Genomic DNA, 22,521 nt, shown 5'->3' on the forward strand with positions numbered 1-22,521 from the left:
TCACCGTTATTTTTTATGTGATAAAATTCCTGTTTTCAGGATTTGCCCAAATTCATACATGTCTTCATAAGAGCAATACAGCGGCACCGGGGCCAGGCGTATAACATTGGGTTCACGCCAGTCTACTATTACACCGTTTTTCATTAGGTAGTCAAATAGAGAACGGCCCTCGCCATGCAAAAATACTGATAACTGACAGGCTCTTTCGCTTGGTTCAGCAGGGGTTATTATTTCGAAATGGCCGTTTACCTCACGGTCAATTTCATGCAGTATAAACTCCAGATAAGATGTAATAGAATCTCTTTTCTGTATCAGCGCTGGCATGCCCACTTCGTCAAACATCTCAACCGATGCCAGGTAAGGAGCAAGTGACAGTACCGGAAGGTTACTGATTTGCCATCCTTCAGCACCGCGAACCGGATCAAAATTAGGCTCCATTAAAAAACGGCGCTCTTTATTATGGCCCCACCATCCTGCAAAACGAGGCAAATCGGGGTCGTTGTGGTGCATTTCGTGTACAAACACACCCGATGCGTTGCCCGGACCCGAGTTCATGTATTTATAACTGCACCAAGCCGCAAAATCTACGTTCCATTCATGCAGTTCCAGATTAATGTTCCCTGCAGCATGGGCAAGGTCCCAGCCCACATAAGCACCCTTATCCTGAGCTGCTTTGGTAATGGTTTTCATGTCGAAAATCTGACCTGTATAATAGTTTACTCCCCCAATAAGCAATAGTGCCAGCCCATCGCCCACCTCATTTATGGTAGCAAGTATATCTTCAAGGCGTATATTGTGTTCGCCTGGCCTGCGTTTAATTTCTACAATAGCTTCGTCAGGGTTGTAGCCATGAAACTTTACCTGGCTTTTTATCATGTACTGATCGCTCGGAAAAGCTTTTTCTTCGCAAATAATTTTAAACCTTTTTTCTGTTGGCTGATAAAAGCTAACCATTAGCAGGTGCAGGTTTACAGTAAGGGTGTTCATTACGGTAACTTCTGTTGGCAATGCCCCTACAATTTTACTGAGTGGTGCTGCAAATCGTTCCTGATAATCCCACCATGGTTTATTGGCATAAAAATGACCTTCTACGGCAAGCTTGGCCCAGTCGTCCATAACCTCGTCTACATAGGCTTTGGTACGTTTAGGTTGTAAGCCAAGCGAATTTCCTGTAAAATAAATTACCTGTTTGCCGTTTACATGCGGAAACAAAAATTCGTCTCTGTATTTTGCCAGTTTATCTTTAGCATCAAGCTGCTGCGCAAATTCGCGCGTATTTAAAAATTCCATTTGTCGTGTGTTTGTGCAGGGGTAAAAATAAGCATTTAATAAAAAACGGCGAAATACAAAATTGTTAGATGATAATGTTAGAGAAATTAGGAGTGTGTTATTATTGATTGACAAAATTTAAATACAGATTTGTTACTAAAAAGTATAATATTTAACTATTCCAGTTGTTGAATGATTATTGTTTTATATTTGCGATTATCACCACACTAACAATAAAATGTTCATTTTGTATCGCTTTAAATATGTTTTGTTCTGCATTCTATTGTCTGTCACAGTTTTTGGACAGGAGATATGTAATAATGGCATCGATGACGATGGAGATGGCAAAATTGATTTAAATGATGAAGACTGTGCCTGCGGCAGTAATTCTGTAACAAGTCTTTTAAATAATCATGATTTTGAGCAAATGAATTTTTGCCCAAACGATTTTGCTCTTTTCAATGCAGCAACCGGATGGTTTTTACCTAATGATGCTTCTACGGATTATATTAACAGTTGCGGATTTGTACCCCTTTCTGCTACAGATGCCGGGATTTACCCTTTGCCACCCCTCAACGGAAATGGCGTTGCCGGTATATTGGTATCACAGGATTATAAAGAATTTATAGCAGCTTGTACAACGGCAACCCTGCGTGCAGGTACAACATATCAGCTTAATTTTGATATTGCTTCCTCTACCTCAGGAAGAATATTGTCTACAGACCCTAATAGAGGACAGGTTTGCAATAATGGAAATTTGAACGCCGGACGAATTGATATAACTCTGTATGGAAAAAGGGTTTGTGATAGAGCTTTTGAAGATACTTATGATCTGCCCTCGGGCTGGAGATCTTTAGGAACTGTAACATATCTGCCATCTAAAAACTGGACTCAGTTATCTGTTATATTTACACCATTAGAGGATTTAAATTCTATTATGTTAGGACCGCCAGATGTACTGCCGGATAGTTACGTTAAAGAATATGACTACTCTTCTTGTTTTCCCTATTTCTATTTTGATAATGTGGTATTAAATTCAGTATCTGATTTAGGTGTAAAAATAAACAGTACTGGTAGCTTTTGCGATAATACCTTAACATTAACTGCAGAGACTGTTTCAGGTTCAGGGAATATTTATCAATGGTACAGAGATGGTATTGCAATTGCAGGAGCTACTGATGCAGCTTTACATGTTGATTTTAATGACAGCAATTTAGCAAATTATCAGGTTAAGGTTGATAATGCTGGTTCGTGTAAAATAAGTCCTTTTTATAATATAGACAAAGTATTGGACTTTCCTGAATATTCCATAGATCAGTCGCCATGTTTTCCGGGTAGGACAACAGTAACTATTACTACGGTCGCCGATGAATATAGTTTTGATAATGGCGTCACATGGTCTTCAAATCCTTCCCAAGGTAATTATACTGCTGCTGACAGGATATTATTGATAATCAAAAAGAATGGCTGTATTTCTGGTGCCAGAAGGGTGGTGTTAACATTTCCGCCTATTGTTGGTTTTGAGCTTAATGTAATTCAGCCGGGCTGCAATACTAATGGATCTATAACAGTGACTACACCTGCTTTGGAGTACAGTTTTGATAACGGAATAACATGGACAACCAATAATACTTTGAGCGATTTGCCACCAAACTATAATTTTGAATATAAAGTAAAAATAAAAAGTTTGATAGGCTGTATTTTGGGATTTACTACTGTTGTAATGCGTCCATTTTTTTTCCCTGAGCCAGATGTAACATCAACAGGTGCCGGTTGTGGAAACGAAGGTACTATTACCATCCTGACACCTGGAATGCAATACTACAGCATAGATGGAGGAATAACATGGTCTTCAAATCCAATATTTACTAATTTGGAAGAGAGAGTCTATAATGTGATGGTAAAAAATGATCTTGGTTGTATTTCTCTGTCAAAAGCTGTTTATATTGTAAGAGATTATTTACCAATGCCTGAAGTGGTAGTTGTTCAGCCTGATTGCGGAGTGTCGGGATATGTCACAGTGGTGACTCCGGCCTTAGAATATAGTTATGATAATGGTGTTACGTGGACAACTGATAATACCGTAAATCTATCTCCGGAATATTATTATATTGTTATAAAAAACAGTGAAGGATGTACTTCAAGGCCAAATGTAATCGTTATACGCGATTATGTACTTGACGTTACAATTAACCATATAGATGTTAATCCATCCTGTTCAAATAACGGGAGTATAAATATTACAACTCAGGCTTTGGAATACAGTATAGATGATGGCAGAACATGGCAATCAAACCCTTTATTTAATAATCTTAGAGAGGGATATTACGCTTTAAAAGTCAGGAATGGAATTGATTGTGAATCATATTCAATGGTTGTAGAATTGGTGAATTTTAATAATATTACACCAAATTATGAAATAAAAAATGCAGGTTGCGATACATACGGGAGTCTAACGATTGACATTCCAGCTGATCTTTACAGTTTTGACGATGGATTGACATGGTCTGAAAATAATAGTATTTATAATTTATCAGGAGATTATGTGTTTAATATTTTGGCTAAAAAACATAATAATTGCATTACTCAGACAGCTACTGTATATTTTAATTCAGATTATATTCAACCTCCTATTGTAAATGATTACACGGCCTATTTATGTGATGTCGAAAATAATGGTAAGGAAATTATAAACTTACAGAGCTACAATCAACATCTGATTGCGAACTTTGCTAACTATACATTTTATTATTTTAGCTCAATTACAGAGGCTCAAAATTTTAGTCTTTTAAACCAAATATCTAATTACAATAATTATGAAGTAGCAAACAGTACTGTAATTTATGTAGCTGTCTTATCTCCGAATAATTGCTTTAGTATTGCTACAGTTTCTTTTATATTTTTACAGTCTCCAGACATTACACCAGTATTTGAAACGATCATTTTGTGCGAAAATACAAATGTAACTTTAAGTGCGGGTAATGGTTTTAGCAGCTATTTATGGTCTAATGGTGATAGGACAAATACTACAGTGGTTGATAAGCCAGGAAATTATACTGTAACTGTAACAAAAGATTATGGAAATATAATATGTTCTGCCGAAAAGAAAATTAATGTTGTGTTGTCTAACGCAGCCACAATATTGGACGTTTTAATTGAAGATTTTGCCGAACCAAATAATATAATAGAAATAAAGACTGAAGGTTTGGGAGATTATGTATATTCATTAGATGGAATAAATTATCAGAAAAGTAATCTATTTACTAATCTTTCCTCCGGAGTCTATAAAGTTTATGTTCGGGATAAGAACGATTGCGGTATTACAACTAAGGATGTCTTCTTGCTTACGTACCCTAAATATTTTACTCCAAATGGAGATGGTGTAAATGATGTCTGGGCAATTAAATTTTCGCATTTATATTCAACTTTTAAAGTTTCTATATTTGATCGTTATGGAAAGCTGATTAAGCAGCTTAATAATAAAGAATATTGGGATGGTACTTTTAATGGACATGAACTTCCTTCTGGTGATTATTGGTTTTTAGTAACAAGAAATAATGGGGACGATTTTAAAGGACATTTTTCACTCTTAAGATAAATAGTATGTGGGGCAGACTGTAAGAGCCTTTAACAGTATTTAGTAAAGGCTGCTAAAACAGGCTTAAAGTAAGGTTAATTAAAATAAAATTAGAGGGTTAAGTAATAAGCCCTGCGTAATTTTATGCTATAACCACAAAAAAGCAATAAGATGAAAAAGTTAATTTTTACGCTTGGGGCAGTGCTGGCATTTGGCCTGGCAACCCAGGCACAGACCGATACTACCCGAACAAGCCGTTCACGTACTACTAACAGTAATACCCGTGTTACCACTCCGGCAGGAACATCAACAACGAGGAGCACAACAACTAACAGACAAAATACTGTTAGCCCTGCAACAACGTCGCCCTCATCTACAATGCCCGGAACTACAACTCCGTCTAATGGGGTAACCCCAAGTACAACAGCTACACCGCCGCCAACAACCCCGGCAAGCCCTGTGCCACCTACCTCTACCAGAATGCCATCTAATACAACTACAGCCCCCGGAGCTACTACCACTCCCGGCACTACAACCCCAACAACCACTAATCCGGCTACCACTACACCAGGCACAACGGTAACTCCGGCTGCGCCGCCAAGACCATAATCCGTATTTATATTAGTAATATTTGTGTTGGAAGGCTGTCTCAAAAGCATTTTTTTGTTTTGAGACAGCCTCTTGTTTTTATAAATAGAACAGTAATGTTTGTTTTTAGCTAACAGAGTGTTAAACAGAATTATTACTCAATTAATGTTTAGTATTTTTAGATAATACAACACTCTTAAAATTATGGAACAGCCACCCAACTTAAGCGTTATAAAAACCGATAAAGCCATAGGTAATGTAGAATGTGCGATCTCTGTACTTGGGGGGGCATACCTGCTTTATGATGCCCTTAAAAAAGAAAAAAAATCGTTGCCCGAAATTGCTGCTGCCGGTTTTATGATATATAAAGGGGTTAAGGGATTTATAGATAACAATGAAGATAGGGCTTTAAAACCTGAAAGAGCCAAAAACCATAATATAAACGTTCATGCAAGACTGATAGTGAACAGGCCTGTAAATGAAGTGTACAATTTTTGGAGGCATTTGGGCAACCTGCCTTTGTTTATGGAGCATTTGGAAGGGGTAACGGTTTTAAGCGATACGCTGTCTGAATGGAACGTTAAAGTGCCGGGGTTGAACAGCACATTAAGCTGGAGGTCTGAAATAGTGGCTGAAGAACCACACCGCTTTATTGGTTGGAGGTCGGTTACAGGATCGTCTATATGGAATGCCGGTAAAGTAGAATTTAAAGATGCCGGAGAATTAGGGACATTGTTGCATGTATCATTTTCATATCACGCGCCTGCCGGAGGAGCTATTGAAGAAGGGGCAAGGCTGCTAAACCCATTATTTGAGAAGCTGGTCAGGAATGATATTATGGGCTTTAAACGTTATATGGAAACCGGAACGCCTCAAAAATTACAGCAGGAAACTGTAGCGATATATACGTAAGGTTTTTTAGGTGTTGGGTACTAAGTGTTGGGTATTAGGCATTATGCGTCTGGATCCCAAGACCTAGTACCTAGTACCTAATACCTAATTCCCCTTCATCAATTCAATTCATCATTTCTAATGTTCGGTAAACTGTTTATGTTGTAGTTTTGTACATCAAATACTTAACCTGATAAATTTTGGAGCAGGATACTAACAACGAGCCCTTACCATCTGGCTTTTTTGAAAAGAACCCCGTATTAAAATATAACGAATTTTTAGCCTACCTATGCGTGCGTTTCGGGTTGCTTTTTACTCTAAACATGCAGGTTACCATTATATTTTACTGGATATACCATCTTACGCGCGACAAACTCGCATTGGGCTTTGTAGGGCTTTCTGAAGTAATTCCGGCCATAGGATTTTCTTTGTTTGCAGGGCATTTTGTAGACCTGTATGAAAAACGCAAAATGGTATTGCTCTGTATAGTGTCTTACATTGTGTTGGGGTCGAGCCTGTTTACACTAACCACGCCTTTTTCGCTGAGCATGCTGAGCGTAGATACCATCCGGTATATTATTTACTTTTTAGTATTCTGTGGCGGTATTATTCGCTCCTTTATGGGGCCATCGTTGTTTTCGTTGTTTGGACTTGTGGTTCCGCGAAAGCTGTATGCCAATGGAACAAGCTGGAGCAGTATGGCTGCACAAACCGGGAGTGTGATGGGGCCATTAGCGGCAGGGGTTATGATAGCCTTTGATGGTGTAATTGCAGGTATGTTCCTGGTAGTGCTCATACAGGTGCTGTTGCTGATACCTATACTTTATATAAAAACCAAGCCCATACTTAAAAAAGAAAAGGAACCCGTGCTGCAAAGCCTTACACAGGGCATAAAGTTTGTAGTGCGCACACCTGCATTATTAGGGGCGCAGTTGTTAGATATGTTCTCTGTTTTGTTTGGAGGTGCCGTGGCATTGCTCCCCGTATTTCAGGTGGAAATTTTACATACCGATGAAGTAGGCTTCGGGCTGCTAAGGTCGGCACCCGGCATGGGGGCACTTGTCACACTTGGACTCTTGGCTTTTATGCCGCTTAAAACCAATCCGGGTAAAAAATTGTTTGTTGCGGTAACAGGCTATGCTTTAGCAATTATTGTGTTTGGGTTGTCTACAAGCTTTATACTCTCTTTTTGTATGCTGTTACTCTCGGGCATGTGCGATGCCGTTAGCGTAGTGGTAAGGAGCACCATATTGCAGCTTGTAACGCCCGATCACATGCGGGGCAGGGTAGCAGCAGTAAATACAATGTTTATAAGCTCGTCTAACGAGTTGGGCGATTTTGAAAGTGGTGTCATGGCACACTGGCTGGGCACGGTAAGAGCTGTGGTAACAGGTGGCTGCATTACTCTTGGTGTAATTGCCGTTACGTTTTTTAGTACCCCGGAGTTAAAGAAATTTGATTTTGAGGAAGAGGAAGCCAAAAAAGCATAATAATTAAAAAGCCTGCATATTTAAAATGTGCAGGCTTTTACAAAAGAAGAAAGTTGCTCGTTTTGCATTTACATCCCTTTAAGTGCTTTTAACAGGTCTTTATTTGAATGGAATTAAAAGCCGTTCCCCTCCGTCTTCTAAACCGTTTATAGTATCAAAAAAAACTGCTGCTTTGTGCAGGCGAAATGGTTTATAAATATAATACTAAGTTAGTTATAATATTAATTATATAAATATCGAATTGAATTTTTGCGAAATAACTACACTATTTGTTATTTGTTGAGAAATTAAATATCGGTTTTACTAAAACTAGTTGTTAATTTTGTGTAAAATATAATATTCTTTGTAATTACTATAACGTTATCGTTTTTTTAAGTTGTAGTATTTTGCTTTCAAAATTATTTTGGATATTCCTGTTTATGGTTGATGAGGCTATAACCCTGTATTGTAAGTACTAAAATTTAAATTTTAGATATTCTGTGTAACACCTCTTTTGCTGCTGCTTTATATGCCGCAGTGTGTTTAGCTGCATCTTCCTGTAAAATGCGTTGCAGTTCAGGGTATATCCAATCGTTGTTTTCACCACAGATGTATAACGCTCTCATAGTATAAGCTTTGGTTGCTACTTTTCCTTTAGGGTCTATAAGCCAGTCAAAACAACTTTCAATAATTAACTCTAAATTTTTCGGGCTTAGAAATCCTTTGCTTTTTTTATCATACTGTACTGCAAAAAGACAAATTTTAGAGACTGACCTAAGGGCTCCCTCATGCTTTAAAGTTGAAAGCCTTTTGCAAAAAACATCAAGATAATCACTTAGCCACACTATATGCGTTTCCATTACTAGTTCCAATGACCAGCAGGCTTTATGGTGATTTTTATTTGTTGTGTCAAGAGCCATTGCCATTAGTTCGTGCAGCAGGTCTTTATTGTTTATTACCATACCGCTCAACATATCGCGCACTGGTCGATGTGCGGTACTATTGGCAACGAGTTGTTTAAAATTGCTTCCCATTCTATATTCAGGGTAATGGTTAAAACTATTTCTTATTATATTTATTTTCACGCAAAGGTGCAGGGGCGCAAAGAAGAAAATTTAAGAAGTAATCCAAGCGACTGTAAGTCGCAAAGCTTTGCGACTTACAGTTGCCCAAAGCAGCCAACAATATGGATACAGCTTTGCGTCTTCGCGCCTTTGCGTGACAAAATATTTAGGCTAAAATATACTAATATTGACATAAATATACAAAAACAAGAAACGGGGCACAATGCCCCGTTCTCCTAACTCTAAAATTGTGGTTGTGTTGTTTATTGTTTAATAAACATTTTAGAGGCTTGGCCAACGCTGCCATTTAGTTTTATAATATAGCTTCCTGCGCTAAGGCCGGCAATATTAATAGTAGTTAAAGAACTTTCAATGTTGCCGTCAAGCAGTTTTTTACCTGTAACATCATAAATAGTGTAGTTTTCAAATCCACTGATCTGGCTAAGGTCTACATTAAGTGATGTGTTTGCTGGGTTTGGATATAGTGTAACAAATTTTGAATTTACATTATCCAATCCTGTTGTACACTCTGTGTTTGTGCCCACCGGAACCGGAGTGCCTATTGTTGAATTGCTGCTGAAAGGACAAATGTTTGGAGATGCCTCAACATAATAACTTCCTTCTTCAGTAATTACATAAACCCTTTGGTTGGCACCTTCAATTGGCTCGCCATCCCTGAACCACTGAATGTTTTCAGAGAAAAGCTCCGGCAATGTACAGGTAATTGCACCATCAGGACAAAGCAAATAGGTTTGTGTTGCATCATCAGGGGTTACTCCCTCGTTAAAATCCATTGTAAAGCTTAACGATACCCAGTTATAACTGTCAATCTGTATTGAGTTTGATTCGTAGGTTTGACCGTCAAGAGTAACCACAAGTTTTAAAAGAGCCTGATCGTAAGTATACCAGTCATACATAAAAGTGCTGTCAGTAGCGCCTTCGATAGGTGCATAGTCGTCTGATAAGAACCAGTATTTATAATACCATTGGTAGCTGTCGTAAGTAACAAGGCCATCAGCTATAAATGCCTGCTCAGTAGTATCGGGGCACATCATTAAATTTGAGCCATTAATAACAGGAACTATGCTTACGCTCTCACAGTCAGGATTCGCCTGTACAATGGTGTGTAATGAAGTACTTGTGCTGTTTGGACAAACGGCCGGAGCAGCTACTACATGATACTCTCCCGGTTCAGTAATAGTGTACGATACATCCGTTGCACCTTCAATAGGCTCGCCATCTCTGTACCATTGTACTATAGTATAAGGTTCAAGTACTGTGTTGGTAATAGACCCGCCTTCGCAGAGCAGGTATACCGGATACTCGCCCTGGGTTACATTGCCACTTGTAGTAGTGCTTACAAGTAACGAAGCCCATGCGTAGCTGTCTATCTGTATAACATTCGATTCAAAAGTTTCGTTACCTTCGGTAACAACTACTTTAAGCTGCATTTGGTCGTAGGTGTACCAATCATAAGTAAACTCTGCTAATGTAGCTCCTTCTATAGGTTCAAAATCACCTGGCAAAAACCAGTATTTGCCATACCACTGATAAGATGAGTAGGTAGCATCGTTTGTAATGCGTGCTGTGCCGTTCGTGTCAGGGCAAAGCATTACGTCGCCTTCTATAACAGGAGCCTGTGCAAATGCACCCAACCCTGTTGTAAGGCAAAGCATAAATAGTAATAATCGTTTCATAGCTTTTGTTTTTTTACTGTTAAATAGTTCGTGAGGATAAAATTAACCATTCAAATGAGTAAAAGCCTATGATGTAGTGTGATAAAGCGTGACACACTGCGTGACATTTTGTGACACACCCTCTTAAAAAAGGTAGCTTACTGCAATATTTGTATAATAATTTGTGGGTAGGCCCGGATAATAATAGCGTGGTGCCGCTCCGTTGACTCCTGTGGCGTTGGTTAGCACCATCGAAGCATAATGAGTATTGGTAACATTATTAATCCCTGCCGATAGCTGTGTTGTAAATCCTTTAAAGAGTTCCTGTTTCCAACCCAATTTTGTGTTGATCAGGCTGTAGCTGTCGCTATAAACCGTGTTGGCATCATCTATTGGGGTTCGGGAGGTATAATAATAATCGGCACTAAAATACAGCCCATGCGGTATAGTTATCGTTATCCCACTATTAATTTTGTTGTTGGGAACGCCTGTAAGTCGATTACCGCTATAATCAATATCGTTATTAATAAACTCTTTAAACTCATAATTCCCGACAGATGCGGCTGCATAAGGCTGTATAGCAAATTTTTCGGTTACCTGCCAATTGTAGTTTACAGATGCTTCTATACCCTGATGGAGTGTTTCGCCGGCGTTGATGCCTACATATTGGTCGTCGCCCACGCGTTGTGCCACAAGCAGGTCTTTTATCTGCATATGATAGGCTGAAATTTCGGCATACAGGTTTTTATCGGCAAGATAGAATTTACCGCCCACTTCAAAGTTATAACCATTCTCCGGTTTGATTTCAGAATTTATAGTGCCATCGGCAGTCAGCGTTTCTTCTACCGATGGGAGGGAAAACCCACGGCTAACCGATGCGTAAAGGGTTTGCAACGGGGAAGGCTTATAAAGAAATGATAGTTGGGGCGACCATATCCCGTTATGGCTATAGCTTTCGTCTGACTGTGTTTCAACAGGAAAAGTATTGTTTAAATCAAATTTTGTTTTGTTGTAATTAACCCCGCCCTGTACTTCAAACTTTTTTGAAAGCTGAACCCTAAGCTGTGCAAAGGCGTTTATAAAATTACGGTCCTGTTCGCTGGTGGTTAGCCTGCTGCCCTGTAGTGTGCCGTTGCCATTGTTGTCTTCGTAAAGATTGGTAAAAGTGCCGCCGCTAAATCCGTCTTTAAAATATTCAAGCCCGGCAATAAAGTTCGATTTCATTTTGCCGATGCTGAAGTCTCCAAAAAACTGCGTACGCGCCCCATAGGCTGTATTATCCTGTGCAAGGATGTCAAACGGGCGCGGCTCGTAGCTGTCTTTTGCGTTTATGAATATTGATGTAGAGTTTTTTAGCCAATCGACTACCTGCCAGTCATAAGCCAGTCCACCTAAATAAGAGTCATACTGCTCATAGCCTTTGGCGGCTGCCCAGGTGGGTGCAGCTGCCTGTGGGTTGTTTTCAAAAGTTGCTTTGTTGACAGAGCTGGGTATGTAGGCTTTCATATAGGTGTAATTCCCAAAATACGTCAGCTTGCTTTTTTCGGCACGGAAGAGTTCCCCAGCAAGTGTAACACCCTCGCGGTTATAGTGGCTGTTAGCGCGGTAGCCGTCGGTTTCCAGTTTGTGGTAGCTAAGGTTCAGGCTGCTTTTTTTGGTATTTAGCCCATAGTTTACGGTGTTTTTAACCAACCCGTAGGAGCCTATGGTGGTGCTTACCATAGCACGGCTTCCGTCTGTAACGGCATGCGCCGGATTTATAAGTATTGCCCCGCCAAGCCCCGCACCATACAGGCTCGATAAAGGCCCTTTTATAACCTCTATATTATCTATCATTTGCAGGTCGATGTCTTCAATAGTGGTTTCGCTGTCACCCGATGTAAGCGGGATACTACCATAAAAAGCCCTGATCTTATTGGTGCCATACTGCGTGTGTGCGCCAATACCCCGAATGGAAATACGGTTGGTATTAATAGCCCCTGATTGCATGAATACTCCCGGAAGCGTGTTTAGTATGGGTGATATGTCAGCATTGTTATTGCGTTGTATTTGCTGTTGGGTAAGTATGCCAATGCTTGCAGGAGCATTTAGGAGGCTGTCATTTATATGGTAGTTGCTTATGGTTACGGGCTGGAGTTCAGTAGTTATTTTTATACCGGATACACGATCCACAAAGTCATAGTGAATGCTATCTTTGATGATGTTTTTTATAGTATCCTGCCCAAAAGATTTCCCTACAGATATAAGTATCAATAAAAAGATAAATGGTTTTATAGTCATGTGGTTGGCTAACATTAAAAAATCCTGACAGTAAATGTACCGCAGGATTTTGAGTTATTTTGATATTTTCTGTACGAAAATCATCGTAATGTTTTCCCCTCCCCAGCCCTCCCCGAAGGGGAGGGAGCAGCTACACTCAGATGTTTTTATACTGTACAAATGTAAATTATTGCCGTACTGTACCCGTCCGTTGGCTCCCCTCTCCTTGGGAGAGGGGCTGGGGGAGAGGACTATTGTTATAGGTACACGGCACCGCTGAGATTGCTATTTATTCGGTGTCACTTTCCACAATGTATTTCCGGCATCGTCGTTGACCAGTAGTGACCCATCGTTCATTACCGTTACATCTACAGGGCGGCCATATACTTTGGCTTTTTCCTCATCTGCAATAAACCCGGTAAGGAAATCTTCGGGTTGACCACTGGGTTTGCCATCTTTAAACGGAACAAAAAGCACTTTATATCCGCTCAGCACACTGCGGTTCCACGAGCCGTGCTGCCCTACAAACGCCCCGTTTTTATATTTATCAGGAAAGGTGTTACCGGTATAAAACGCAATACCTAATGATGCCGTGTGTGCCCCAACCGATACATCGGGTACGATAGTTTTAGCCACAAGTTCGGGTGCCTTTCCTTTCATGCGTGGGTCTTCGATAGGGCCAAAGTAAGCATATGGCCAGCCATAAAAGGCTCCTTTTTTAACGCTTGTAACATAGTCGGGCACCAGACCGTCGCCCAGTTCGTCGCGTTCGTTAACGGCTGTCCAAAGTTCTTTATTAACAGGGTTCCAGTCCATGCCCACGGGGTTGCGAATCCCTGCGGCATAGATAATCTCGCCTGTACCGTCGGGGTTTACTTCCAGTATATCGGCTCTGCGCACTTCATACTCCATACCGTTCTCGCCCACATTACTGCCAGAACCTACCGATATGTATATTTTGCTGCCATCGGCATTGGCAATCAGGTTGCGCGTCCAGTGGTTGTTGTAACCCCCTGCCGGAAGTTCTACTATTTTTTTGCCTGTTCCCGTAAGCTTTAGGTCACCTTCTTTGTAGGGATATTGGTACAGCCCATCGGTATTGGCAACATAAAAGCTGTTTTTAAGAACCAGCATGCCGTAAGGTTGTTTTAGTTTTTCGGCAAAAACCACACGGGTCTCAAAAGTGCCGTCTTTATCTTTATCTCGAAACAGTGTAATACGATCAGCACTGTGTACGGTGCCGCTTTCGGCTACAAAAATATCTCCATTGGGCGCTATGTAAGTATTTCGTGGGTTGTCCAAATCTCCTGCAAATTTCGTAACGGTAAATCCAGCCGGGGCTTTAGGGATGTTATTTTCCCAGTCCACCATTTTACTGTTCTTGGTAACGCTTTCGGTGGCAAAGGGTGCAGGCAACTCCAAAGGTCCAATAGCTGTTTGCACGGTTGTGCTGCCTTCGGCTTTAGCCTCCTGTTTTTCTTCTTTGCTAACCTGCTGTTTTTTGCAGCCGATAATCATTATAAGGCCTGTAAGGGCAAGTATAGTAGCTGTATTTTTCATGTATGTATAGTTGCAAATAAATAATTATGAGTCTAAATTAGTTATTTGTTGAAGCTTTGATAGGGTAATGGCTTGAATATTAGATATTATTTAACATTAATAAAATTATTACAAAATAAACTTAATGCGTTAACTGGCTGTTGCTGAATTAGTATATTTGCAGATTATATTCTATTTCTATCGTGATACAGCTTCATGACAAACAATTTGTGCCTTTTATAACTGCAACAGAAATTGATGCCGTTGTGAAACGCATGGCCAAAGAGGCCGAGGAAGACCTGGAAGGGGAGGTCCCCGTGTTTGTAGGGGTACTTAACGGGTCTTTTATGGTGCTTTCAGACTTTGCAAAGCATTACACCAAAGACTGCGAGATTAATTTTGTAAAAATGTCTTCTTATGAAGGGACAAGCACTACCGGGGAGGTAAAGCAACTTTTAGGGCTTAGCCAAAACCTTGAGGGCAGAAGCGTTGTTTTAATTGAAGATATTGTAGATACAGGCCACACCATAGAGGCATTGATACAACTTTTTGAAAATAAAAACGTAAAGCAGCTAAAAATCGCCACGCTGTTTTTTAAGCCCGAAGCTTACACCAAAAATATACCGCTGGATTATGTAGGGTTTGAAATACCCAATAAATTTATAGTGGGTTACGGCTTGGACTATGACGGACTGGGACGCAACCTGCCTGAAATATACCAGCTTAAATAAAAATAAACTATACCTTTTATACACAACAATGAAAAATATTGTACTTTTTGGAAAACCCGGAGCAGGGAAAGGAACTCAGGCTGAATTTTTAAAAACAAAATACAATCTGACGCATATTTCTACCGGCGATCTTTTCCGATTTAACCTTAAAAATAATACCGAGTTAGGGCAGCTTGCCAAAACCTATATTGATAAAGGCGATTTAGTTCCGGATGAAGTAACTATTAAAATGCTTGAAGATGAGGTGGGTAAACACCCCGATACCGCAGGTTTCTTGTTTGACGGTTTTCCACGTACAACAGCACAGGCCGATGCGCTTGATGCTTTTTTAGCGACTAAAGGCTGGGGCGTAACGGCTACCATTGCTCTTGAAGCTGACGATGAAGTACTTGTACAACGCCTGCTTGAAAGAGGTAAGACAAGCGGTAGGGTTGATGACCAGGACGAAAACCTTATTCGTAACCGCTACCAGGAATATAACGAAAAAACAGCCCCGCTTATTGAGTATTATAAAGCACAGGGCAAATACCATCCGGTAAACGGAATAGGCGAAATAGCCGAAATTACACATCGATTAAGTTCTGTAATCGATACGCTCTAACTAAAAACCCCAACTTTGGAAATAGCCATAATATTTTTCCTTATCATTTTAAACGGCGTTTTCTCCATGAGCGAGATTGCGCTTATATCTGCCCGTAAAAGCCGCCTTGAAACCGCTGCAAAAAAAGGCAATCCAAGTGCACAGGCGGCGCTGGATCTTGCCAATTCGCCAAACAAATTCCTTTCTACCGTACAAATAGGTATTACGCTTATAGGTATTTTAACCGGTATTTATTCTGGTGATAAAGTGACCGACGACGTAAAACTTTTTCTTGATGGATTTGATGCCCTGAAGCCTTATTCGGCAAACCTGTCGGTAGGTATAGTAGTAGTTATACTAACGTTTTTTTCGCTCGTGCTGGGAGAACTGCTGCCTAAAAGGATAGGGCTTAACTATCCTGAAGCTATTGCAAAAATGGTGGCCCTGCCCATGAAGTTTATTTCTATAGTAACAGCACCATTTATATGGCTTTTAACAACATCTACTGATTTTGTGCTGAATGTGTTCCGCATCCGCCCAACAGCAGATGGAAAAGTAACCGAAGAGGAAATTAAAGCCATTATTAAAGAAGGCACCGAAGGGGGAGAGGTTCAGGAAATTGAACACGACATTATGGAGCGCGTTTTCCATATTGGCGACAGGAAAGTAAACTCGTTAATGACACACCGTAAATCGGTAACGTATTTGTCTACTTCTTTCACTAAAGACAGTATTAAACAAACCATGCTCGAAGAGTTGCATTCGGTTTATCCTGTGTGCGAAGGTAACAGTCTTGACGATGTTATTGGTGTAGTGCAACTAAAAGATATTTTTGCTAACTACGATAACGACAATTTTAATTTTAAGGATATTGTTGTAGAGCCCGTATATCTTATAGAACATACATCGGCCTACAAAGCACTTGAAATATTCAAAAAAACAAAAGTGCATTATGCGTTGGTAACCGATGAGTATGGTGTTTTTCAGGGAATTATTACCCTGAACGATATTCTTGAGGCTTTAGTGGGCGATGCTTCCGACTTTTATGAAGACGAGTTTAAGCTTGTAGCCAATGAAGACGGTTCGTGGTTGGTAGACGGACATTATCCGTTACACGATTTCTTAACGTATTTCGATCTTGATGAACTTACTACTGATTATGAGGTTACTACTGTGAGCGGCCTTATAATGACTGAGCTTAGCTATATACCCAAAGAAGGCGAAAAGCTGATATGGCACCTGTATGAGCTTGAAGTATTGGATATGGATGGAGTTAAGATAGATAAGGTGCGCGTGAGCAGGCTGAAAGAATAGCGTTAAAGCAATTTTGTTAAAAAAATAAGGTAAACCTCACTGTTGTTTTTGATTGAATTCGGAGTGTTTATATTCGATAATTAACTAAAGTTAATCAGAAAAGCTTTAATAAGTTTATATTCTCAAAAATGTTTGATTAAAGGTAAACGTTGATTTTTTGATTGAGTGTTTTGATATTTTTGTGGTGAATAATCAATAAAACACCACATGAAAAAATTAGTATTGCTTTTCGCTGCTACAGCGTTTTTTACGGCCTGTAAAAAAGATCCGGGGTCGACATCAGGGAATGTTTATTACAAGTATAATGATTATGTTGGCAACAAACCGGACGCCGGAGCCGAAATTAAGCTTTATAACTTAAATAAAGGTGCTGAGCCTGCAACTTATGAAGCTACTACCGATGTACAGGGTAATTATAAAATAGAAAATATTGTTCCCGGAGATTATTTGCTTTTTACTGTTTCTAAAGCTACTACAGCATCTAATGCGGAGATATTAGACCAGTTCGTGGCAAATTCTAAAGACTTAAAAGAACTTTTTGGAGGCGATATTGAAAGCTTAAGTAAAGATGCCGATGAATTGAAAAGCTTAGAAGAAAATAAAGCGCAGGCTTATGCTAAAGCAATGAGTGATTTTACGGTGGGAGATAAATACATCAATGAATATGGAAAGTATTTAAAGGAAAGCACTGCAAAACAGGATGCCATAGGTAAAAAGCTGCCTGCCAAGCTAAAGTTGTTCTATTCGGCAGCAGTGGGTTATGATCAGAAAATTGAGATAAAAAGGATAAATGTAGAAGAAGCAAAAAATGTACAGACTAATACGGACTTTGGAATAACCTACTCAAGCAAATAATAAAAACTAAAATCGCTGGCTTTTGCTGGCGATTTTGCTTTTAAATAATTATGCATAATTTTTTGATTTAGCTATTGTTTACTAATTTCTATTTTATATTTTTGAAATATTAACTAAAATTTATGTTAAACGATGTGTTTTGTTTAGCAGCTTAACAAAGTATAGGTAGTTTTATGAGAACAGCTGAGTGTAGCAAATGTTTTGAAACCAAACCTTTGAATGATACCGTAAAGGTAGATGGTAATGTCTTTTGTTCGAGGTGTATGGATACCACCTTCCCTCAACCGGATATGTTAGATGGTAAGTCTGTTATAAAAGATTTCGATCCTACTGCGTGTTCATTTTGTGACAAGGATTTTGGAGATGAAGAAATAAAGAAAATATCTGTCTACCCAATTTGTGCTGAATGTGAGAAAAAATTAAAGAATAAAGCATTTCCTGTATGGGTTAAAGCTTTTTTTGCAGCCGTATTGCTTCTTGTTTGTTTTTCGTTCGCATGGAACTGGAAATATTATCAGGCTTATAATGATATTCAGGATTCATTTCAGTTTGCAAATATTGGCGATTATAATAGTGCCCATAAACAAATGAACAGTGCTGCCAATAAAGTTCCGGAGGTTGAAGATCTTAATCTTTTAGCAGCATATTACGGGGGTATTGATCTTTTATCAAAGGATAAAAATATCGAGGCTTTAAAGGAATTTAAAAAATGCAGCGGTAATCTTCCGGATGATTATGGCATTGAGAAACTCATCCTACAGGCTGAGATAGGGGCTACTTTTAATGCCCGTAATTATACTGGGTTTTTAGAAGCTACCAGAAAAAATTATGAAAATGATTCTATTTCTGCAGTATCCAATACTGCGGTGGCTTCTGCATATGCTTGCATATATGCCGATAAAAAAGATGAATCGGCAAGGCTCAATGCGCTTAAATATCTTGATAAGGCCAAGGCTATAGACAGTACAAGTGCTGAAATGAAAGAGTATTATAATAGGGTAGAATATCGTATTGCTACCCGAAATATCATTGATTCAAAAGAGTTTACAAAACAATTTCCCAATGGTTGGGCTAAAAATTAAATAATTATGTTTTTTTATATACCAGGTGAAGTAATTTCTATTGTGACATTTCCGGGAATCATAGTGCACGAATTTGCACATATGTTTTTTTGCAGGCTAAGAAAAGTAGCGGTATTTGATGCATGCTATTTTAGGGTAGGCAATCCTGCGGGTTATGTAGTTCATGAAAACAGCAGCAATTTTACAACAACCTTTTTAATTTCGATGGGTCCTTTTTTTGTTAATACCTTATTGTGCCTGCTTATATGCCTTCCTGCATATATGCCCATAAAATATTTTGATTTGGCTCATCCGCTTTCGTACTTTCTTATTTGGCTTGGCGTATCAATAGGTATGCATGCAGTGCCTTCTAATCAGGACGCTAATAATGTATATGATCAGGCCAAAGAAAAAATTAAAAAAGGTAACCTGCTGGCAATAATATCCTTTCCTATCATTGGACTCATATATGTGTTCAATGTCTTGAGGTTTATATGGGCTGATTTAATTTATGGAATTGCCATAGGAATCGGTATTCCATCTTTAATTTTTAAATAGTTATCTGTCTAAGAGTCACTAAAATACCTTTGCATTCTGTTTAATATCATGGTAGAACAATACCGTCCAGTGTTCTTCTTTGGCCTGTAGTTCCCATTTTTGGCGGTTTTCCATAGCGGTTTTTCCGTCATAGTCTGATTTGTAGGCAATGTGGAATTTTAGGTAAACACGCTGTGGCAGGTCGTCGGCACCATAAAATGCCGTAATGTCTTCATGCTTTATCCAAAATGCCTGATGAAAGGGCGTGTGCCCACCCGTAACCTCATAGCTAATGTAATTGCCAATTGTACTCTGCTTGTCTTGCATAAACACAAGGTTAGGCAAATTGGCTACTTCTTCTAAAATTTCCTGATTAAAAGAGTGGCTCTCAATTTGGTTCAGGGCATAGTGTAGTTCATTTTGCTGAAGATGGATCTCAGCTTCCGGAAAGTTTTGTACAAACACATTGTTGTCAAAATATCCCAACCCGTCTATATGGTCTTTATGCAGGTGGGAGAGTAAAACCTTAGTCACATCTGTAGCCTTATAGCCTGCTTCTTCAATGAGCTGTACAATCACAGGTTTGCCATTTTCAGTCCACCCAAGCCCTGCGTCAATCAGTACAACATCATCAGGCAGGATTATTAAAAATGGGCAGATTGCCATTTTCAGCAATCCCTTGTCGGCAGTATCCAGTTCCTCTAAAGTAATCTGTGTAAACTCTTTGGTAGGGGTAACGGTAAAAATGCCTTCTTTTAAAGGGATGATTTTCATAATGACCAACTTTGTAATTAGTTTTGAGCAATGTAAACTTTAGTCTGTAAAGTTACAAAAAACTCATTCAGTTACTGCAAATTCCAATCCATCCGGTCTGCCGCCAACCTCTAATTTTCCACTAACTTCCATGCTTTTCAGGTCTATTATCGCAATATAATCGTTAGGTGAGCACGAAATAAACAGACGGTTGTCTACAGCGTCCATCAACATGGCAGCACCCTGCCCGGTTTGTATACGTTTAATTTCTTTTCGGCTTTTTACATCAAAAAATAAGAGGTCGCCGGTACGCACACTAACGGTTGCTGCCGTTTTACCGTCGGGAGTAAATGCAATGCGGTGTAACCCTAAAATACCTGTTTTGATAGTTAGTGTAATTTGTTTGGCTTCAGTATCAATAATATATATGTTTCCTTTGGGGTCAACAGCCCACAATTCTTTTTCGTTGGGCAAAACATCAAAGCCTTCAACACCCTGGCCTGCTGTAATTAAGGTGTGTGTCCAGTCTAAATGCGGCTTTGCTGTGGGTGGAAGCACTCCTGTTGGAGGAATAGTGGGTTCTACAAGCATGTTCTCGAAAATACTTACAGTGCCGGATTCTACATTCGTTGTGTAAAATTTTTTGCCATTCGGGGTTACATGCAAAAGGTGTGTAACGTCCTGACCTGTTCCTATTGCGAGATCAAATTTATGGGTTTGGGTGTCATATCGAGCCACTGATTTTGAGCCCTGAGCTGTAAACCACAATTTGTTATTTTGTAGTACCATGCCGTGCGGGCCTAAAAAAGGCGCAGTGTCTATATTGGGCAAAGTTTTTTGGTTTTGCACGTCTATAACATTTATTTCATGCAGGTCGCTGTTGCCGGGGTTGGAAACGTAAGCGGTTGTACCATCGGCCGAAACTACAACTTCATGTGGGTTAGGTCCTACCGGAAGTTTTTTAATTATCTTGAGTGTTGATGCGTCTACCAGGCTAAGGGTATGGTCTGTTTTAGACGTTGCAAGCAATATTCTTTCAGGTTTAGATTGTGCAAGGCAGTTGGCTATGGCAAACAAAAAAATAATAAAGGCGGTGCACTTGCTGTTGTTGTACAGTATGTTCATGATATGAATTAAAGTTTAAAAGTACCTGTTTTAAATTTTTGATGCCGTAATTAAATGATATATACAACTTATCAGGAGTTGCAGGCTGTTTTAAATTATAGGAATTGATAAAAAAATGTACCTTTGCAGGCTGAAAGCACCACAACTTTCAAACTTTTGACTTTCAAATTTTAAACTAAAAAAATGACAGAAGGGAATTTTGTAGATTATGTAAAGATATATGTGTCTTCCGGAAAAGGAGGGAAGGGATCTACGCACCTGCACAGGGAAAAATTTATTGAAAAAGGAGGCCCTGATGGTGGCGATGGCGGTCGTGGCGGCCACGTGTATCTTGTGGGTAATAAAGGGTTGTGGACGTTGTTTCATTTAAAATTTGCACGACACATTAAAGCCGGGCACGGAGGCGATGGCGGTAGTGCACGCAGTACCGGTGCCGACGGTGAGGATAAATATATTGAAGTGCCGTTAGGAACGGTTGTAAAAGACCAGGAAACCGATGAGGTGCTTTTTGAGATTACAGAGCACGGGCAAAAACAAATATTAGTAAAAGGAGGTAAAGGCGGACTTGGAAACTGGCATTTTAGAAGTGCAACCAACCAAACGCCACGCTACTCTCAGCCGGGTATGCCGGTAGAAGAGCGCGATGTGTTGCTGGAACTTAAAGTTCTTGCCGATGTTGGGCTGGTAGGTTTCCCTAATGCTGGTAAGTCGACATTGCTTTCGGTACTGACCTCGGCTAAGCCAAAAATTGCAGATTATCCGTTTACAACGCTAAAGCCTAATTTAGGTATAGTGTCTTACAGAGATTACCAGTCTTTTGTAATAGCTGATATTCCGGGTATTATTGAAGGGGCTGCCGAAGGTAAAGGACTTGGGCATTATTTTTTGAGGCATATAGAACGTAACTCTATATTGATATTTTTAATACCTGCTGATGCTGCCGATATTGAAAAAGAATATGAGATTTTATTAGATGAGTTAAGGCGCTACAATCCTGAGATATTGGATAAAGAACGTGTTATAGTTATATCTAAATGCGATATGCTCGATGATGAGCTTAAAGAAGAAATGAAAGCTAACCTTGATGTTGCGTTTAAAAACATTCCGTATTTAATGATATCGTCTGTAGCGCAACAGGGTCTTATGGAGCTTAAGGATAAGCTTTGGCAGATGCTGAACACGGAGGCTTAATTATCTATAAAGCATTAAAAAAAGCGACCAATTTTGGTCGCT

The 22,521-nt window shown here is 39.5% G+C and carries 18 protein-coding genes; 11 read left to right on the top strand and 7 right to left on the bottom strand.

Going from position 1 to position 22,521, the window contains the following annotated elements; translation table 11 throughout:
- Positions 1-6: 6 nt before the first annotated feature.
- Complete coding sequence (gene kynU / locus GR160_RS11100) at positions 7-1,290, bottom strand: kynureninase (RefSeq protein WP_160749935.1); 1,284 nt, start codon at positions 1,288-1,290, stop codon at positions 7-9.
- Between the two features lie 226 nt (positions 1,291-1,516).
- Between kynU and GR160_RS11105 the strand changes: the two genes are divergently transcribed.
- The 4 genes from GR160_RS11105 to GR160_RS11120 all read left to right on the top strand — a co-directional run bounded on the left by GR160_RS11105 (position 1,517) and on the right by GR160_RS11120 (position 7,815).
- On the top strand, positions 1,517-4,867 hold the full coding sequence (locus tag GR160_RS11105) for a T9SS type B sorting domain-containing protein (protein WP_160749936.1): 3,351 nt from the start codon (positions 1,517-1,519) through the stop codon (positions 4,865-4,867).
- 150 nt (positions 4,868-5,017) lie between these two features.
- Positions 5,018-5,455: a hypothetical protein gene (locus GR160_RS11110; protein WP_160749937.1), complete on the top strand. Its 438-nt coding sequence runs from the start codon at positions 5,018-5,020 to the stop codon at positions 5,453-5,455.
- 183 nt (positions 5,456-5,638) lie between these two features.
- On the top strand, positions 5,639-6,346 hold the full coding sequence (locus tag GR160_RS11115) for an SRPBCC family protein (RefSeq protein WP_160749938.1): 708 nt from the start codon (positions 5,639-5,641) through the stop codon (positions 6,344-6,346).
- Between the two features lie 179 nt (positions 6,347-6,525).
- Positions 6,526-7,815, top strand: coding sequence for an MFS transporter (locus tag GR160_RS11120; RefSeq protein ID WP_202390767.1), 1,290 nt, complete (start codon positions 6,526-6,528; stop codon positions 7,813-7,815).
- 461 nt (positions 7,816-8,276) lie between these two features.
- On the opposite strand, the gene GR160_RS11125 is transcribed toward GR160_RS11120, so the two are convergent.
- From GR160_RS11125 to GR160_RS11140, 4 genes are all read right to left on the bottom strand, one after another.
- The gene (locus GR160_RS11125; RefSeq protein ID WP_160749939.1) at positions 8,277-8,828 is read right to left on the bottom strand and encodes a hypothetical protein; all 552 of its coding nucleotides are present in this window, start codon (positions 8,826-8,828) and stop codon (positions 8,277-8,279) included.
- 293 nt (positions 8,829-9,121) lie between these two features.
- Positions 9,122-10,555, bottom strand: coding sequence for a T9SS type A sorting domain-containing protein (locus GR160_RS11130; protein ID WP_160749940.1), 1,434 nt, complete (start codon positions 10,553-10,555; stop codon positions 9,122-9,124).
- A 123-nt stretch (positions 10,556-10,678) separates the two neighbouring features.
- The gene (locus GR160_RS11135; protein WP_160749941.1) at positions 10,679-12,814 is read right to left on the bottom strand and encodes a TonB-dependent receptor; all 2,136 of its coding nucleotides are present in this window, start codon (positions 12,812-12,814) and stop codon (positions 10,679-10,681) included.
- 264 nt (positions 12,815-13,078) lie between these two features.
- Positions 13,079-14,353, bottom strand: coding sequence for a sorbosone dehydrogenase family protein (locus GR160_RS11140; protein WP_160749942.1), 1,275 nt, complete (start codon positions 14,351-14,353; stop codon positions 13,079-13,081).
- Positions 14,354-14,535: 182 nt separating this feature from the next.
- On the opposite strand from GR160_RS11140, the gene hpt reads away from it, so the two are divergent.
- The 6 genes from hpt to GR160_RS11170 all read left to right on the top strand — a co-directional run bounded on the left by hpt (position 14,536) and on the right by GR160_RS11170 (position 19,431).
- Entirely contained in the window at positions 14,536-15,063 is a 528-nt protein-coding gene (gene hpt, locus GR160_RS11145; RefSeq protein WP_160749943.1) for a hypoxanthine phosphoribosyltransferase, read from the top strand.
- 28 nt (positions 15,064-15,091) lie between these two features.
- Entirely contained in the window at positions 15,092-15,664 is a 573-nt protein-coding gene (locus GR160_RS11150; protein ID WP_160749944.1) for an adenylate kinase, read from the top strand.
- Between the two features lie 15 nt (positions 15,665-15,679).
- Complete coding sequence (locus GR160_RS11155; protein WP_160749945.1) at positions 15,680-16,957, top strand: hemolysin family protein; 1,278 nt, start codon at positions 15,680-15,682, stop codon at positions 16,955-16,957.
- A gap of 207 nt (positions 16,958-17,164) precedes the next feature.
- Positions 17,165-17,812, top strand: coding sequence for a carboxypeptidase-like regulatory domain-containing protein (locus GR160_RS11160; protein ID WP_160749946.1), 648 nt, complete (start codon positions 17,165-17,167; stop codon positions 17,810-17,812).
- Between the two features lie 173 nt (positions 17,813-17,985).
- A complete protein-coding gene (locus GR160_RS11165; protein WP_160749947.1) occupies positions 17,986-18,894 on the top strand; it encodes a hypothetical protein in 909 nt (302 codons plus the stop codon).
- A 6-nt stretch (positions 18,895-18,900) separates the two neighbouring features.
- Entirely contained in the window at positions 18,901-19,431 is a 531-nt protein-coding gene (locus tag GR160_RS11170; protein WP_160749948.1) for a metalloprotease family protein, read from the top strand.
- 18 nt (positions 19,432-19,449) lie between these two features.
- Here GR160_RS11170 and GR160_RS11175 read toward each other — a convergent pair whose 3' ends face one another.
- Together GR160_RS11175 and GR160_RS11180 are read right to left on the bottom strand one after the other, a co-directional pair.
- Positions 19,450-20,184, bottom strand: coding sequence for an MBL fold metallo-hydrolase (locus GR160_RS11175; protein WP_160749949.1), 735 nt, complete (start codon positions 20,182-20,184; stop codon positions 19,450-19,452).
- 63 nt (positions 20,185-20,247) lie between these two features.
- Positions 20,248-21,288 carry a YncE family protein gene (locus GR160_RS11180; RefSeq protein ID WP_160749950.1) on the bottom strand — a complete coding sequence of 347 codons (1,041 nt, stop codon included), beginning with the start codon at positions 21,286-21,288 and terminating at the stop codon, positions 20,248-20,250.
- A gap of 183 nt (positions 21,289-21,471) precedes the next feature.
- Here GR160_RS11180 and obgE point away from each other — a divergent pair, with 183 nt between their 5' ends.
- Positions 21,472-22,479 (top strand): GTPase ObgE, encoded by a 1,008-nt coding sequence (gene obgE, locus GR160_RS11185; RefSeq protein ID WP_160749951.1) that lies wholly within the window; start codon positions 21,472-21,474, stop codon positions 22,477-22,479.
- The last annotated feature ends 42 nt before the right edge of the window (positions 22,480-22,521 follow it).

Origin of the sequence: Flavobacterium sp. Sd200 (genome assembly GCF_009826935.1) — a bacterium.
Classification (GTDB): Bacteria; Bacteroidota; Bacteroidia; order Flavobacteriales; family Flavobacteriaceae; genus Flavobacterium.